Origin of the sequence: Nostoc sp. JL31, from assembly GCF_017114965.1 — a bacterium.
Taxonomy (GTDB): domain Bacteria; phylum Cyanobacteriota; class Cyanobacteriia; order Cyanobacteriales; family Nostocaceae; genus Nostoc; species Nostoc punctiforme_A.
Genome location: NZ_JABXKO010000106.1, coordinates 140,185 through 156,197, shown reverse-complemented (window position 1 = coordinate 156,197; position 16,013 = coordinate 140,185). Strand labels below are relative to the sequence as shown.

Here is a 16,013-nt window from a genome sequence, read left to right as displayed (position 1 = left end):
ACTAACTTTCAGTAGTACAATTGTTCTATGAAGAAAAATAGCACGTATTTGCCCCGGCTTCTGACGGGGCTTTCTTTTTGAGAAAATTAGAATGTAGGACTTACGCAAGAGTTAGGGAATAACGAACCACAGAGGCACAGAGAAGCCAGTGCGTTGGGCGGGTTCCCCGACTTGTTCGCGCAGCGTCTCCCCTTGGGAGAAGCAACTGGCGCGACACGGAGAAATAGGAGTTTGAGAGATATTTTGCGTAAGTCCTAGAATGTATACTCCAAGTCTTAGGTCTATCTTTGTAGTATGTAAAGAAGCACTTTGACCTAAGACTATGCCTTCTTCTGAAAAATCTCTCACTTACCCAACCAGCCATAAAAGCAATCAAGCTGATAATTACCACGGTACTTTAGTCGCAGACCCTTACCGTTGGTTAGAAGATCCTGACTCTGAAGAAACAAGAACTTGGATTGAGGCACAAAATCAAGTTACTTTTGGCTACCTGAGTGAAATTCCTGCTAGGGAAAAAATTAAACAGCGCCTCACCAAACTTTGGGATTATGAAAAATACGGTATTCCTTTTAAAGAAGGCGAATCTCTACGAGACGGTTCCATCGAACGCTACTTTTATTTCAAAAATGACGGACTGCAAAATCAAAGTGTCCTTTACACCTTGAAAACCCTCGACGACCAACCCAAAGTTTTACTCGATCCCAATAAATTTTCAAAAGATGGCACTGTTGCTCTTTCGGGATTGTCCATTAGCGAGGATGGTAAACTTTTAGCTTATGGTCTATCCTCCTCCGGTTCTGATTGGCAAGAGTGGAAAGTACGCAATGTTGAAACTGGTGAAGACCTTCAAGACCACCTAAAGTGGATTAAATTCTCTGGTGCATCTTGGACACACGATCATCAAGGTTTTTTCTATAGTCGCTACGATGAACCAAATGAAAAAACTCGATTAGAAGATGTCAACTATTATCAAAAGCTCTACTATCATCAACTAGGGAAACCCCAATCAGAAGACGTACTAATTTATCATCGTCCTGACCAAAAAGAATGGGGTTTTAGTGGCGGCGTTACTGAAAATGGACGCTATCTAATAATTTCAATTTGGCTAGGGACTGACTCTAAAAATTTGGTTTTTTCCAAAGATTTAACTAACCCTAATGCAGAAGTTGTAGAACTAATTAACCAATTTGAGGCAGATTATAGCTTTATCGACAATGATGATAGCGTCTTTTATTTTCGCACAGATTTAAATGCACCACGTGGAAGGGTTATTGCGATTGATACCAAAAACCCCGCACCAGAAAATTGGCAAGAAATCATTCCCCAATCAGCAGAAACTTTGGAAAGTGTCGGTATACTTAATAATCAGTTCGTTGCAGATTACCTCAAAGATGCTCACAGTCAAATCAAAATTTTTGACCTCAAAGGTGCATTTATTCGAGAGGTAGAACTACCCGGACTCGGTTCAGCCGGAGGCTTTGGTGGTAAGCGTTATGATACTGAAACTTTTTATAGTTTTACCAGCTTTACCATACCAGGCACTATTTATCGCTACGACATGGTGACAGGAAAAAGTGAGATTTTCCGTCAACCAGTGGTCGATTTTAATCCTGATGATTATGAGACAAAACAAGTCTTTTATCACAGCAAAGATGGTACTAGAGTACCAATGTTTATTACGCACAAAAAGGGTATTAAATTAGATGGAAATAACCCTACTTATCTCTATGCTTATGGCGGTTTTAATGCTTCAATGACACCTGGTTTTTCTGTGAGTTTGTTGGTGTGGATGGAGATGGGTGGTGTCTATGCGATGCCTAATATCCGCGGCGGTGGAGAATACGGCGAAGAATGGCATCAAGCAGGAATAAAGGATCAAAAGCAGAATGTCTTTGATGACTTTATTGGGGCTGCTGAGTGGTTGATTGCTAACAAGTATACTAAGACTGAGAAGCTAGCGATCGCAGGTGGTAGTAACGGCGGTTTATTAGTGGGTGCTTGTATAACGCAACGTCCCGATTTGTTTGGTGCAGCAATACCCGCCGTCGGCGTTATGGATATGTTGCGATTCCACAAATTTACCATTGGTTGGGCTTGGACTTCTGAATATGGTTCTGCGGATAATCCAGAAGAGTTTCCGGCGCTGTATGCTTATTCGCCATTACATAACATCAAACCAAATACAGCTTACCCAGCAACCTTAATTACCACAGCCGATCATGACGATCGCGTTGTCCCTGCTCATAGTTTCAAATTTGCCGCCGCTTTGCAAGAGGCTCACACAGGTGATGCGCCAACGCTAATTAGAATTGAGACTAAAGCAGGACATGGTGCGGGTAAACCCACGGCTAAAATTATCGAGGAAGCCGCAGACAAATGGGCTTTTTTGGTACGTGTTTTGGATGTGAAATTTTAGCAATCAATTTTGTAGGGTGGGCATTGCCTACCCTACGCGACTAAACTAACTATTGCCCTTACTAACTTTTCTGGCTCTACAGGTTTTGTAATGTGAGTTTGAAATCCTACCTGAAGTGCTCTTTTTTGGTCAATTTCTGCGGCATAAGCAGTCAGTGCGATCGCCCGAATGTTTCCTCCTTGATTCGGTGAGCGAGATCGAATCTGCTGCATCAGCATATAGCCGTCCATCTCAGGCATACCTATGTCACTTACTAACACGTCAGGAGTGAACTGCTCTAGAGCTTGCAAAGCTTCTAAGCCAGAAGCGACGGCTGTCACATTTGCCCCGCTTTGTGACAGCACAAATGCCTGAAACTCGCGGGTATCTGGCTCATCATCCACGAGCAAAATTTGAACACCGTCTAAAGGCACTTCTGCTTCTGTCTGGGTGGGGATTGGCTCAGATGCGATCGCTCTTGCCTGCTGCATGAGGGGCAATTGGATGATGAAAGTTGCGCCTTGATTCTCACCCTGACTTTCTGCTGTCACCCTGCCCCCGTGCATTTCGACAATTTGCCGCACGATCGCTAGCCCCAATCCCAACCCGCCAAATTTGCGTGTCGTTGAGCCGTCTTCTTGCCGAAAATACTCAAAGACATGGGGCAAAAACCGTGGATTGATGCCCTTGCCAGTATCGATTACCTGAATCTGAGCTAGCCCATCGAATTGCCGCAGTTCAATCGTCACTTGTCCGCCGTTGGGTGTGAACTTAACCGCATTGGTAAGCAAATTCCACACCACTTGCTGCAATCGGGCTACATCGCCAGAAATCAGAGCGATCTCAGGGTCAAGATCGAGAGCAATCGCAATATTTTTTGCTTCTGCTGCTAAACGCACCGTTTCAATGGCGGCAGAAATCACAAAAGTCAAACTTACCGGAGCCGCTGTTAAGCTTAGTTTGCCCTGCATGATGCGTGAGATGTCGAGCAAGTCTTCGATTAGTTGCTTCTGTAGATTGGCATTGCGCTCGATCGTTTTCAAGGCTTCGGCTCTACGGGCTTCGCTCAGTTTGCCGTTTTGTAGTAAGCGTGTCCAGCCTAAAATTGGGTTGAGAGGCGATCGCAATTCATGGGACAGCACCGCCAAAAACTCATCTTTGATCCGGTTGGCGCGATCGGCTGCTTCTCTAGCAACCTGCTCTTGTGTCAGCAGTCGTTCCCGTTCAGTTTCAGCTTGCTTACGGTCAGTGATATCTGCCAGTGCCCCAGGAAAAGCCAGCGGTCTGCCATCAGCCGCATATTCAACGCGACCGCGTGCTGCTAGCCAGCGTTCCTCACCTGCCGCTGTATAAACGCGGTACTCAGCGGTATATTCTTCACCAGTTTCGATCGCCTGGTTAATAGCTGCAACCACTCGTGGACAGTCTTCTTCGTGCATTGCTTGTACAAACAGTTCGATCGGCAAGCCAGTCGCCGCCGTCTCTGGGTCAACACCAAACAGAAGGGCAAAGGCTTTATTCACAATCACGCGATCCTCAGGAATCTGCCACCGCCATGTGTAAATGGCTCCTGCTGCTAAAGCAGACTCTAATTGCACTTGCGCTTCCCGCAGGTCTTGTTCTGCCTGTTTGCGATCGCTAATATCTTTAAAGACAATGGCAACTTTTCGCGCTTGCGGCTCATCCGTGCAACAGGCATAGACATCAAACCAACGGTTCAGGGTTTTGGAGCTATTTTCAAACCGAATGGATTCACCCGTCAGAGCGACTTGACCGTAAATTTCAATCCAGTGATCTTCTAAATTTAACTGACGCGCTGTTTTACCAACAGCTTGTTGAATTCCTGTTTGTTGCTCAAAGGTGGGATTGATCTCTAAGAAGCGGTAGTCGATCGGCGTATCATTTTCGTCAAGTAGTACTTCAACAATGCAGAAGCCTTCATCAATCGACTCAAACAGCGTCCGGTAGCGTTCTTCTGATTGACGCAGGGCGGCTTCGGCTTGAATTTGCTCGGTAACATTCCTGAAATAAACGGTGATGCCATTTGGGGCAGGGTAGGTGCGAACTTCGTACCAGCGATCGTGATCTGGGTAAAACGCAGTCATTGACGCAGCCACACGATCGCGCATGGTGCTCAAGTAGACCTGCGCCAACTCATTGCCAATCAGTCCTAGATACTCTGACCACAAATTCTTGCCAACTAAATCGTCTGGAGTGCGATCGAGTAGTGTTTCGGCAGATGGATTCAGATAGGTAAAGTGCCAGTTCTCATCCAGTGCAAAGAAAGCTTCAGCGATGCTCTCCAGAATATTTCGAGTCTGCTCCTCGCTTTGGCGCAAGGCTTGCTCTACTTTTTTGCGATTGGTGATATCTCGCGTTACACCTGCCACTGCTTCTACTGCGCCGTTTATGCCCAAAAGTGGCACGAAAATGTATTCATAGGCGCGCGTGCCGATTGCGCTAGTGTAGGGTGTTTCATCATTTATCGGCTGGCGCGTGGCGATCGCCTGTTGAATCTGTTGCTGAAGTCGGGTCGCTAAATCGGTTGGATAATCCAGCTCAAAAAAGTTCTTTCCCAAAGCTTCATCCGAAGTTTTCTGCCAAAGATTGAGTAACGCCGGGCTGATATACGTGAACCGTCCCGCCAAATCAAAGGTGTAAATAAAATCGGGAATTGCAGCGGCGATCGCGTCGAACTTCCGCAGTTGCCTTTCGAGTTCGGTGCGGTTCTCGCGTAATGCTGCTTCAGCACGGGCACGCTCGACGGCTGCCCACGTTTGCGCTGCTGTTTCCTCGACTAGTCTCACGTCATCTTCCGTCCACTGGCGAGGGTTTGCCTGATGCACCGCCAGCAACGCGACAAATTGATCGTTCTTGATCAACGGCACATCAATATGCGCGGCAATATCAATCGTTTGATATCTTGCCTTCTCGCTAGCTGTGTATTTAGAGTAGTTGGTCACATCGGGAACGATCGCCGTTCGTCCCGCTCGATGGTCATCTGTCAGGTTGCGCCCAAAGTCTTCTAGATGGTACAGTCCGTTCAGTTCGGCAATGCCGTTCGTGTAGTTTTTATGAACGATGACCTCTTTGCCGTCCGGTAACACTTCAATGTAAATAACGCGGCTTGCCCCTAGAGACTCGCCCAGAACAAAGGCAGCGATCGCCTGAATCTCATTAGCGTCAGTCAGCGGGCGTAGCGCATTGGTGAGCTTGACTCGAAACGCATCAGCTTGGGCAGCTTGACGCAAGGCATCTGTTGATGTGCGCTCCGGCAGCAGATCGGATTCTAGCTGCTGGACTCGATCTAATTCTGTTAATAGGATCTGCACAGCCCTTTTTAGGCTGTCCGACCAGGTTTCGACGGTCCCTAGTGGCGTTTGCGACCAATCGTGCGATCTCAACAATGCACCTATCTCGCCGCCACCAACAAAGAGGTTTTCAGCCTTGGTGCGATCGCCAGCCCATCCCTGGCGGTGTCGCATTTCCCGTTCTAAAGCCTTAACTATTAAATCATTAAATGATTCGCTACCTTCCTTGAGTTTCCTGGCTTTTGCAAGCAAGTCAGGCGGAAAACAGATTGTTAAGGCTTCGCGTTCCATAGCAATGAGTGTAACTAGAATATGGATACCATTTATTGTATTGTGCCCATAAAATAGTAAGATTAGGTTTGCTTCCACTCTCCTTATCTGCAATCAGAGAGTGAGTTTTAATATTGATAGATGAGTTAAAATTCAATCAATCCCTCACTCTAGGCAAATATTAATTATGAAATGGGAAGAAGTTTGCGAACACAAACAATTACAAGATTTACCCTTCAAAATTGAATTAAATAAATGGGGTCAAATCGTTATGAGTCCAGTCAAAATTAAACATTCTTTTTATCAAGGAAGAATCCAACGGTTATTGGAATCTTTATTGAATACAGGAGAAGTAATGCCAGAATGTGCTATCAGCACATCAGACGGTGTGAAAGTTGCTGATGTTGTCTGGTGTTCAGAAGAAAGATTTTCTCAAATTGAAGATGAAGTATCAGCTTCTATTGCACCAGAAATTTCTGTAGAAGTCAAATCAACTGGTAACACTTTGGAAGAAATGGAATTTAAAAGAAATTTATATTTAGAAGCTCAAGCTGTGGAGGTGTGGTTATGTAATGAACAAGGTCAAATGACATTCTATAATGAGCAAGGTGAGTTAGAGCAATCTTTGTTAGTTCCTAAGTTTCCTAAGCAAATTAAACGCTAATTGTAGAGAACATCGAAAAGAGCGTAGTTTACCGCCGTAGGCATCGCCTAAATTACTTATTTTTAAAATGCATCTTAAAAGTAGTGATAATCTTTAATTAAAAATTGCATAAAAATAAACATGACTTAATTTAAATTATCATCTATTTTATAAATAACGCGATATTAACCTTCACAAAAAGTTAAGTGATAATGGTGAAGGCAAACAATTATTTACCTTCACCCTGAATACGGTTCGATTAAGGTTTTTTGATGAAAATTCTAGATAGCTAAAGATGCGATAAATCACTGTTTCTACCAAGGAATGATTATTGTAGAGACGGCGATTCATCGCGTCTTGCCTTAACCGAACAGTATTACCGCTTTTCGCGATGCGAGCAAGAAGTTTAATATCTTTATCCTGCTTGTGTAGTTAAAACGCGACAGCTTGGGCTGTACCAGTCAAATGGATTGTCGTATAAGTTTGTCTTTGCCCCTGGTTGAATTTAGGAATCACAGAAAAGAGATTTGTTGTTGTGATTCCCTTAGTTTCTACTGCGGCTGAGTTGCTTTTTCCAAGGTTTACACGGGGTAAGATCAAAGTAAATATGGTATTGCCAGTATCTACTGTCTTACGGATAGTTACAGTTACTAGTGTACCAATCTCTGTTTCTACACTACGGATCTGCTCAGTACCTTGAAAGTTTAATGTCTGTTGCTTATCTTTATAGGTAAAAAGGGGCTTGCCAATAAAGCTTGTCGTTGAGTAACTAATGCTGACATTCTTACCTTGAAACTGGTATAAATTTGGTACTACTTCTGAGGCATTAGCTGATAATACAGGTATTGCTGTTAACAGCATACCTAATGTGAACGATCCAATTAAGTTTCTTGTTTGCATATCTAAAAAAGTTTTTGCTAGTTTGACAAAGATGCTTACCCGAATAGGATGACAATAGGTATCAAACCAATTTTAAAAGTAGATATTACTACAATCGTGTAAAGTGAAACACATTGCAATGCTTGTTAATCTATTTGCAATAATTTCTAATGTAAAAATTTTAGCTACGAACTTGATAACTCTTGGGTAGTTTTAACAAATGCACCCAGGTATGGTATAGGCAAAAAAGTAGTGCCGCAATAAGTTTTTGATTGCATTTTTGTCTTATCCCTCCATAACTAGCAACTTGAGTTAGATTTAGATTTTGAAATACCCTTTGGGGTTTTATTTTAAAATTGGAAATTTTGTATTGCTTATGAAACGGCGACCATACATGATTCTAGGATTTTTCCTCAGCCTTCTTTTAACTATTGTGCCCTTGTCAGGCAATTTCAGTAATGCTGCAACGCCAACAGCCGTTGCACCTGTATCTACTGTCTCATTCACCCAAGGAGTGCAAAAAACTGTATTAGACAACGGCTTAACGGTACTAACCAAAGAAGTTCATACTGCTCCTGTGGTGAGTGTGCAAGTTTGGTATAAAGTTGGCTCACGCAACGAGGTTAAGGGAGAGAATGGTATTTCTCACCAGCTAGAACATTTGATGTTCAAAGGCACCAATGACCGTCCTGTACAGTTTGGACGGTTGTTTAGTGCTTTGGGTAGCCAGTTCAATGCTTTTACTAGTTATGACGAAACAGCTTACTTTGGCACAGTGCAGCGAGACAAATTGGAAGCACTGCTGACACTGGAAGCCGATCGCATGGAAAACTCTTTAATAGGACCTGAACAACTTACAAGTGAAAAGCGGGTGGTGATCTCGGAGTTACAGGGATACGAAAATTCACCAGGCTATCGCCTAGAGCGGGCAGTGATGCGGGCTGCTTTCCCTAATCGACCTTATGGTTTATCGGTGGGAGGCACAAAAGCCGATGTAGAGCAATTCACGGTGGAGCAGGTACGGAATTATTACCAGACCTACTACAGCCCAGAAAATGCCACGTTGGTGATTACCGGAGATTTTGCCACAAAACCCGCACTCAAAGTTGTCCAAAAAACTTTTGGGAAGTTATCGCAACGAGCAAAAAAGAATACGGTAGTCAATAATGCCAGGAGAGCAATTGATAATTCCTCGGCATCTTCTTCCATTGCTGACGCTTCCCCGTCTACGCCTGCTGCGAAAAAAGCACCGATTGTCCTCAAGCAACCTGGAAGTACAGCACTATTGCAAGTGGTATATCCTCTGCCAGATATCAAACATCCTGATGTTCCAGCAATTGATTTGATGGATGCCATTCTTACAGGTGGACGTAGTTCTCGGCTTTATCAGGCTTTGGTGGAATCTGGACTCGCTAGTTCAGTGAGTGGTGGTGCTGCCGAACTCATCGAACCGGGTTGGTATGAAATTGATGCTACGGCGGCTCCCGGTCAAGAGTTGGGGAAAATTGCCCAGGTACTCCAAGAATCTTTAATAAAATTGCAAGAGCAGCCTGTTACCTCAGAAGAGTTGAAGCGGGCGAAAACGCAACTGCAAGCCTCGTATATTTTGGGTAATCAAGATATCACTAGTCAGGCTAATCAACTGGGTTATAACCAAACGATCGCAGGGGATTATCGTTTTATTGAAAGGTATCTGGCTGCGATCGCGAAAGTGACTCCTGCTCAAGTCCAGAAAGCTGCAAAAACTTACCTCAATCCGGCTCAACAAACCATCGGCTTCTTTGAGCCGACTCAACCAGATGGTAAACCAGGAACTTCTAGCGCTGGTTCTGGACGCACGGTGGAAAATTTCAGCCCTGGTAAGCCTGTAGATCCAGCAGAACTGGCGAAATATCTACCACCAGCTACATCAGAAACAGATTCAACTAAACAATCACTACCAGAAGAGTTTACCTTAAAGAATGGTGTGAAGGTTCTGCTGTTGAGCGATCGCAATCTTCCCACTATTAACTTAAGTGGACAAATTGACGCTGGTGCTGAATTTGATGGCAATCAAAAAGCTGGATTAGCGAATCTAACTGCAAGTAACTTAATGAATGGGACGCAGACTAAAAATGCTCTGACTCTAGCAAAAACCTTAGAAGACCTGGGAGCAGGTTTGAGCTTCAGTGCTAGCCGAGAGGGAGTTAACGTCAGCGGTGAGGGACTTTCAGCAAATCTGCCAATATTGATTCAAACTCTGGCAGATGTGTTAGAAAACGCCACTTTCCCCGCCGATCAGTTAGAACTGAGCCGCCAAAGGGCACTGACAAGTCTGAAAGTCCAGCTAGATGACCCTAGAGGTTTGGGAAGGCAAGTCTTTCAGCAGGCAATTTACCCTGAAAATCATCCATTCCACAGCTTTCCCACAGCCGAGAGTTTAAAGACTATTACTCGTGATGATTTGCTTGGTTTCTACCAGACACACTACCGACCGGATACCACGACGATCGCAATAGTTGGAGATTTTGATTCAGTTAAGGTAAAAGCTTTGCTAAATCAGGTATTTGGTAAATGGCAAGCCACAGGTAAGCCACCTGTTCTCAAAATACCAACAGTACCATTTCCGAAAACTTTGACACAACTAAACAAAGTAATTCCCGGTAAAGCTGAGGCTGTTACTTACATCGGCTACAGTGGCATCTCTCGGAAAGACCCACGTTATTATGCGGCACTAGTGCTAAATCAAATTTTGGGTGGTGATACCTTAGCCAGCCGCCTGGGTACAGAAGTGCGCGATCGCCAAGGTCTAACCTACGGTATATATAGTGGTTTTGCTGCTGGGATCAATCCTGGGCCGTTCTTGATTCAAATGCAAACTGCTCCTGGAGATGCCCAAAAAGCGATCGCCAGTACTCTCGCTTTACTAAAACAGTTACGCGAACAAGGAGTAACTGAGGCTGAATTCAATACAGCAAAACGCTCAATTACCAATAGCTACCCCGTGGATTTAGCTAATCCCAGCAGTGTATCAAGTATCATTTTGGATAATGCTGTTTTAGGGCTTTCACGGTCTGAAATCCGAGAGTTTCCTCAGCGGATTCAAGCAGTTACTATGACTGATATGCAACAGGCAATTGAAGATTTAATTAAGCCAGAAAATCTGGTGATTGTCACCGCCGGGTCTGGAGATGCTGTAACGAAGGGCAACTAATCACCTCAAATACATCGCAATGCGATTTGATTTGTAAAAATCGCAATCACAAGATCCTCGATTTCTCTAAGAATTCGGGGATTTCATTGTTCACTAATTATTTAGCTCCTTCCCCCTGACTTGAAAGTGCTGAATGCTGAAGGCTGAGGGTTGAGGGCTGAGTTTTGAGGGCTGAGGGCTGAGTGCTGAGTAAAAATAACAGTCTCCAGTTATTCTTTCATCCAAGGCTTTTGAAACTTGTTTCATAGGGACTGTCTTCTGCCTTCTGCCCCCTGCCTCCTGCCTCCTTCAAATTGAATAAGACACTGGGAAAGACTTTGCATCCTTTGGCTTTACATACACCCGCTGTAGCGGTTCTAACTCTAAGTCATTAAAGCGATCGCGTGTTAAATGCGCCATCACTACTTGCCCGTCATCGAAAGTTAATTCCACCTGAATTTCCCAACCCAAATGTATCAATCGGCTCACTGTTGCAGGTGTAGTAGCACCGTTAGCAACCTTTTCAAAAATCACATCTTGCGGACGCAAAAACACTTGTGGGTGTGGCGTATCAAAGCCGCTACTTTGAAAAATCTTCGAGTTGCTGGGTAACACATTCACCGGGCCGATGAAGCTCATTACAAATGCCGTAGCAGGATTATCGTAAATTTCGGCTGGTGTCCCCACCTGTTCCACACGTCCTTTATTCATCACCACAACCTCATCGGAAACTTCCATTGCTTCCTCTTGGTCGTGGGTGACGAAAACCGTGGTAACATGAACCTCATCATGGAGGCGGCGTAACCATGCTCGTAAATCTTTGCGGACTTTAGCATCAAGTGCGCCAAAGGGTTCATCTAGCAATAAAACTTCCGGTTCTACTGCCAAAGCCCTGGCTAAAGCTACCCGTTGTCTTTGACCACCAGAAAGTTGTGATGGATAGCGATCGCCTAATCCACTCAATTGCACCAATTCGAGTAACTGTTCCACCCGCCCCTTAATCCTCTTTGGCTGTGCCTTACGAATTTCTAAGCCAAAGGCAATATTTTGCTTGACAGTCAAATGCTTGAATAAGGCATAGTGTTGAAACACAAAACCAATATTTCGCTGTTGCACACTTTGGTATGTAGCGTCCTTACCGGTAAGCAGGATTTTGCCGCTATCTGGCATTTCTAAACCTGAAATTAACCGTAGTAGCGTGGATTTACCCGATCCCGATGGCCCTAGCAACGCAACTAGCGAACCACTCTTAATTTCTAGGCTGACTTGATCGACTGCCTTGAAACTCCCGAATTGTTTGGAGACGTTCTCAACTACTATGCCCACTGCTGCTATCCCTCTGCAACTAAATCTACAGATCCTTGCTAGGATTACTGTGTCTTATATATACCATATATCGTTATTGAGAGATGAACAATATTTAGCTACCGCAACTGCCACAGTCAAGGAAGCTACAGTCAGCACCACTACAATCTAGGGAACTGCAATTAGCAGCACCACAATCTAGAGAACCACAATCAGGAGTCATGCTAACGATCTCGGCACAATTGCAGCCCAAATCGGCACAATCAAAACAGTTAGTATTGTCGTTACTAATAAATGAGGATTTTTGAGTAACTTTACCAGATGCTTGTCGTTGCTGCCTGTCTGCTTTCTCCTCTGAGGATTCTTCTGAGTTGTCGCTATGCATTCGCAAAATTTGGTTGGCTTGCTTGCAAGCTTGAAATCGTTCACGGGAATTAACAAAAGCTGCTTTTAACCCTTCCTTGGCAACTACCTGCTTGATGTATTGAGAGCAAGATTCGCCGCCATATAGTATTCTGTGGGCACAAGCAAAACCTTTGTGTGCGGAAATATGCTTTTGATATCCAGTAATTGCGGCAGTACTAACTTGTCTAGTAAAAGAATCGAATAAGGAAATCTGCATATTGAGGACTGGAGACTAGGTAGGCAATATTCTTCATTCTTCCCAATGCCCAATGCCCAACCCTTAATTCGTATCGAAACATTAAGGAATATTGCATTTGTGCAGAAACCTGGAGGAAAAGCGCCAAATCACTAGAAAGACCGTGGTAGTATGCTCTCGGTAAATGTGAAGATTGGGAGAAAGACCTTTGACACTACGGGTTGCTGTTATTGGGTCAGGCCCTGCTGGTTCATCTGCCGCTGAAACACTGGCAGCCTCTGGGATTGAAACCTACCTATTTGAGCGGAAGCTAGACAATGCAAAGCCTTGTGGGGGCGCAATTCCCCTATGTATGGTGAGTGAATTTGACTTACCACCAGAGATTATCGATCGCCGGGTACGGAAGATGAAAATGATTTCACCTTCTAATCGGGAAGTTGATATTAATCTGGTAAATGAAGATGAATATATAGGAATGTGCCGCCGGGAAGTGCTAGATGGTTTTTTGCGCGATCGCGCGGCCAAACTAGGCGCAAATTTAATTAATGCAACTGTTCATAAACTTGATATCCCAGGAAACAATACTGATCCCTATACCATCCATTACATTGACCACACAGATGGTATATCACAGGGTATTGCCAAAACTCTGAAAGTGGATCTAATTATTGGGGCAGATGGGGCTAATTCTCGCGTTGCTAAAGAAATGGACGCTGGGGATTACAATTATGCGATCGCTTTCCAAGAGCGAATTCGCTTACCCGAAGACAAAATGGCCTACTATAACGACCTCGCCGAAATGTATGTCGGTGATGACGTTTCGACCGATTTCTACGCTTGGGTTTTCCCCAAATATGACCACGTAGCTGTCGGTACTGGGACAATGCACATCAATAAAGCCAGCATCAAACAGTTACAAGCTGGTATCCGCGCCCGTGCTTCCGAAAAATTGGCAGGCGGTAAAATCATCAAAGTCGAAGCGCACCCCATTCCTGAACATCCCCGTCCCCGTCGTGTCGTTGGTCGCATCGCCTTGGTGGGAGATGCTGCTGGTTATGTTACCAAGTCCTCTGGTGAAGGTATTTATTTTGCCGCTAAATCTGGGCGGATGTGTGCCGAAACCATTGTAGAAACATCTAACAGTGGTAGCCGTATTCCTACAGAAGGCGACCTCAAGGTTTACCTGAAGCGTTGGGATAAAAGATACGGACTCACTTATAAGGTGTTGGACATTCTGCAAAGTGTGTTCTATCGTTCCGACGCTACCCGCGAAGCGTTTGTGGAAATGTGTGATGACCTCGATGTACAACGGCTAACATTCGATAGCTATCTGTATAAAACGGTTGTCCCAGCTAATCCCATCACCCAATTGAAGATTACTGCCAAAACCATTGGTAGTCTAATTCGGGGTAATGCCCTTGCACCTTAACTGAGGGCAAAGGGCTGGAAATTATAAATTACCAATTTTGTGGGGTGGACATCTTGAACGCTTATTAATCAGGGCGTGCAAGATGCTCACCCCACAATATATATTTTTATCATTTGATAGTAAATAGACCCATGTTATAGGGGCAATTCGTGTAGACGCAAAGCGGCTTCCCACAGAATATTGCCTCTAAGACCAAGTTCTTCAAAGACTGTATATCTAGTATTTTTTTGTCAATGCGTAAGTTTTTGAAGTAGCCCTTTCTTTCAAGGTGGTGAAATTATTGTCCAAAAATTTCTCTTTTCTCTGTGTTCTCTGTGCCTCTGTGGTTAGATAAATCACTTTAAAACCGCAGAGGCACAGAGAAACCAGTGCGTTGGGTGGGTTCCTCGACTTGTTAGCTCTTAGCGTTCCGGAAAGAATTAACGGCAGTGCAAAGAGTCTCAATGTCCAGAGGATATCTCAGACTCGCAACTGAAGGCGATCGCTCCAGGCTGTTAAAGTCAGGTGAGTAAGAGGTCTAGCGATGACTGTTAGGGCAATAGTCGTAGTTGCCAAAAGGACAAGCAAAAATAATCTTCAGCCTGTTTTTTAAGAATTTACTACGCTAGAAACGCTGCATAACGTGGATTGAGGGGGCAAAATAGAAAACATGACAATTGAATCCGATTCCTCTAATCTACCAACCCCAGAACCTATCCCCGAAAACGATTTGCAGCCTGATGACTTTGACGGAAGTGCAACTGAGAAAAACCTAAGCTCAGAAGTACTGGCGACACAACAAGCACTAGCGGCGATCGCGTCTTTAAAATCTCCGCAATATACAAATGCTTTACAACAAGCCCGTTCTGAGGTCAAGCAACCCACTCCCAAACAACTCACAGTTAAGCCGAGGGCATTGCTGATTACTCTAATAGCGATCGCTATCACCTTTATTGGAATTATCCTCAATAACTGGATCGTTGGCATTATCGGAACACTGATAACTTTGCTGTTATCCCTGGCGATATTATTGCCTTGGTTCCAAGAAGTTTTAGACGAGTGGTTTTCACCCCAAGAACGCACCCTGTTTGTAGCCTTTTTGGGACTATTAGTAGCCATCATCGGCACGATCAGATTCACAGGTGTAGGCGATCGTTTACTGCTTTGGGGACGCCAGATTGACTGGGACATTGCTGGAACCCTAGCAGATTGGTTTGGTGCTTTGGGGCAAATTCTGATTGCCGTCATCGCCGTTTACGTGGCGTGGCGACAATATGTTATTTCCAAAGACTTGACAATTCAGCAAAACCTGCTAACGGTTCAGCAAAACATCATCACCCAGCAACAGACAATTGATTCCTATTTCCAAGGCGTTTCAGACTTAGTATTAGATCAAGAAGGATTATTAGAAGATTGGCCCCAAGAGAGAGCGATCGCCGAAGGACGCACTGCGGCAATTTTAAGTAGCGTAGATGGCAGTGGTAAAGCGAAAATTCTCCGCTTTCTCTCACGTTCCAAGTTGCTCTCACCCTTACAACGCGATCGGCTATTAGGTCGAGCCATTCTCGACGGGTGTGGCGGATATGCAGAAGACCGCCTAGAAGGTGTGCGTGTCATCGATTTAGGCGTAACGCTAGCCGCAGCAGACCTTTCTGGTACTGATTTGCGTTGGACTGACCTGAGCGAAGCTAATCTTGTCCGCGCTAACCTGAGTGGTTGTGATTTAGTAAAAGCCAACCTCTCCCGCACAATTTTATATAATGCTAATCTCACTGGTGCTGACATCAACGGCATTCGCCTATTCTACGGTGTAGTAGATAAAGCATCACCCCGCAGTCGGACTGAACCGCCAGATTATGAAACCGGCGAACAAACTGGCGCTGTAGTGGAAAATGCCGATTTCAGTAATGTGCAACGGATGTCTGAGTCTGCACGTTGCTACTGTTGTACTTGGGGTGGCGAAAAAACTAGAGCTACTATTCCTGGTGGTTGTGAAGGTATTCCTAATAAGTTGGGAAGATAATTATAA

General features: G+C 44.5%; 9 protein-coding genes. 5 read left to right on the top strand and 4 right to left on the bottom strand.

Annotated features, from left to right (window positions below; all coding sequences use genetic code 11):
• Positions 1–322: 322 nt before the first annotated feature.
• The gene (locus HWQ43_RS26525) at positions 323–2,416 is read left to right on the top strand and encodes a prolyl oligopeptidase family serine peptidase (protein ID WP_292739217.1); all 2,094 of its coding nucleotides are present in this window, start codon (positions 323–325) and stop codon (positions 2,414–2,416) included.
• 32 nt (positions 2,417–2,448) lie between these two features.
• On the opposite strand, the gene HWQ43_RS26520 is transcribed toward HWQ43_RS26525, so the two are convergent.
• Entirely contained in the window at positions 2,449–5,997 is a 3,549-nt protein-coding gene (locus HWQ43_RS26520; protein ID WP_292739215.1) for a YlcI/YnfO family protein, read from the bottom strand.
• A 166-nt stretch (positions 5,998–6,163) separates the two neighbouring features.
• Here HWQ43_RS26520 and HWQ43_RS26515 point away from each other — a divergent pair, with 166 nt between their 5' ends.
• Positions 6,164–6,640 carry a Uma2 family endonuclease gene (locus tag HWQ43_RS26515; RefSeq protein WP_292739213.1) on the top strand — a complete coding sequence of 159 codons (477 nt, stop codon included), beginning with the start codon at positions 6,164–6,166 and terminating at the stop codon, positions 6,638–6,640.
• Between the two features lie 411 nt (positions 6,641–7,051).
• Here HWQ43_RS26515 and HWQ43_RS26510 read toward each other — a convergent pair whose 3' ends face one another.
• The gene (locus HWQ43_RS26510; RefSeq protein ID WP_223265442.1) at positions 7,052–7,519 is read right to left on the bottom strand and encodes a hypothetical protein; all 468 of its coding nucleotides are present in this window, start codon (positions 7,517–7,519) and stop codon (positions 7,052–7,054) included.
• 355 nt (positions 7,520–7,874) lie between these two features.
• On the opposite strand from HWQ43_RS26510, the gene HWQ43_RS26505 reads away from it, so the two are divergent.
• Positions 7,875–10,691 (top strand): pitrilysin family protein, encoded by a 2,817-nt coding sequence (locus HWQ43_RS26505; protein WP_292739209.1) that lies wholly within the window; start codon positions 7,875–7,877, stop codon positions 10,689–10,691.
• A gap of 288 nt (positions 10,692–10,979) precedes the next feature.
• Here HWQ43_RS26505 and HWQ43_RS26500 read toward each other — a convergent pair whose 3' ends face one another.
• A complete protein-coding gene (locus tag HWQ43_RS26500; RefSeq protein ID WP_292739208.1) occupies positions 10,980–11,996 on the bottom strand; it encodes a sulfate/molybdate ABC transporter ATP-binding protein in 1,017 nt (338 codons plus the stop codon).
• A gap of 94 nt (positions 11,997–12,090) precedes the next feature.
• Entirely contained in the window at positions 12,091–12,597 is a 507-nt protein-coding gene (gene yidD, locus HWQ43_RS26495) for a membrane protein insertion efficiency factor YidD (RefSeq protein ID WP_292739206.1), read from the bottom strand.
• A 187-nt stretch (positions 12,598–12,784) separates the two neighbouring features.
• Here yidD and chlP point away from each other — a divergent pair, with 187 nt between their 5' ends.
• Positions 12,785–14,005, top strand: coding sequence for a geranylgeranyl reductase (chlP, locus tag HWQ43_RS26490; RefSeq protein WP_292739204.1), 1,221 nt, complete (start codon positions 12,785–12,787; stop codon positions 14,003–14,005).
• A 649-nt stretch (positions 14,006–14,654) separates the two neighbouring features.
• The gene (locus tag HWQ43_RS26485; RefSeq protein WP_292739202.1) at positions 14,655–16,007 is read left to right on the top strand and encodes a pentapeptide repeat-containing protein; all 1,353 of its coding nucleotides are present in this window, start codon (positions 14,655–14,657) and stop codon (positions 16,005–16,007) included.
• Positions 16,008–16,013: the final 6 nt, after the last annotated feature.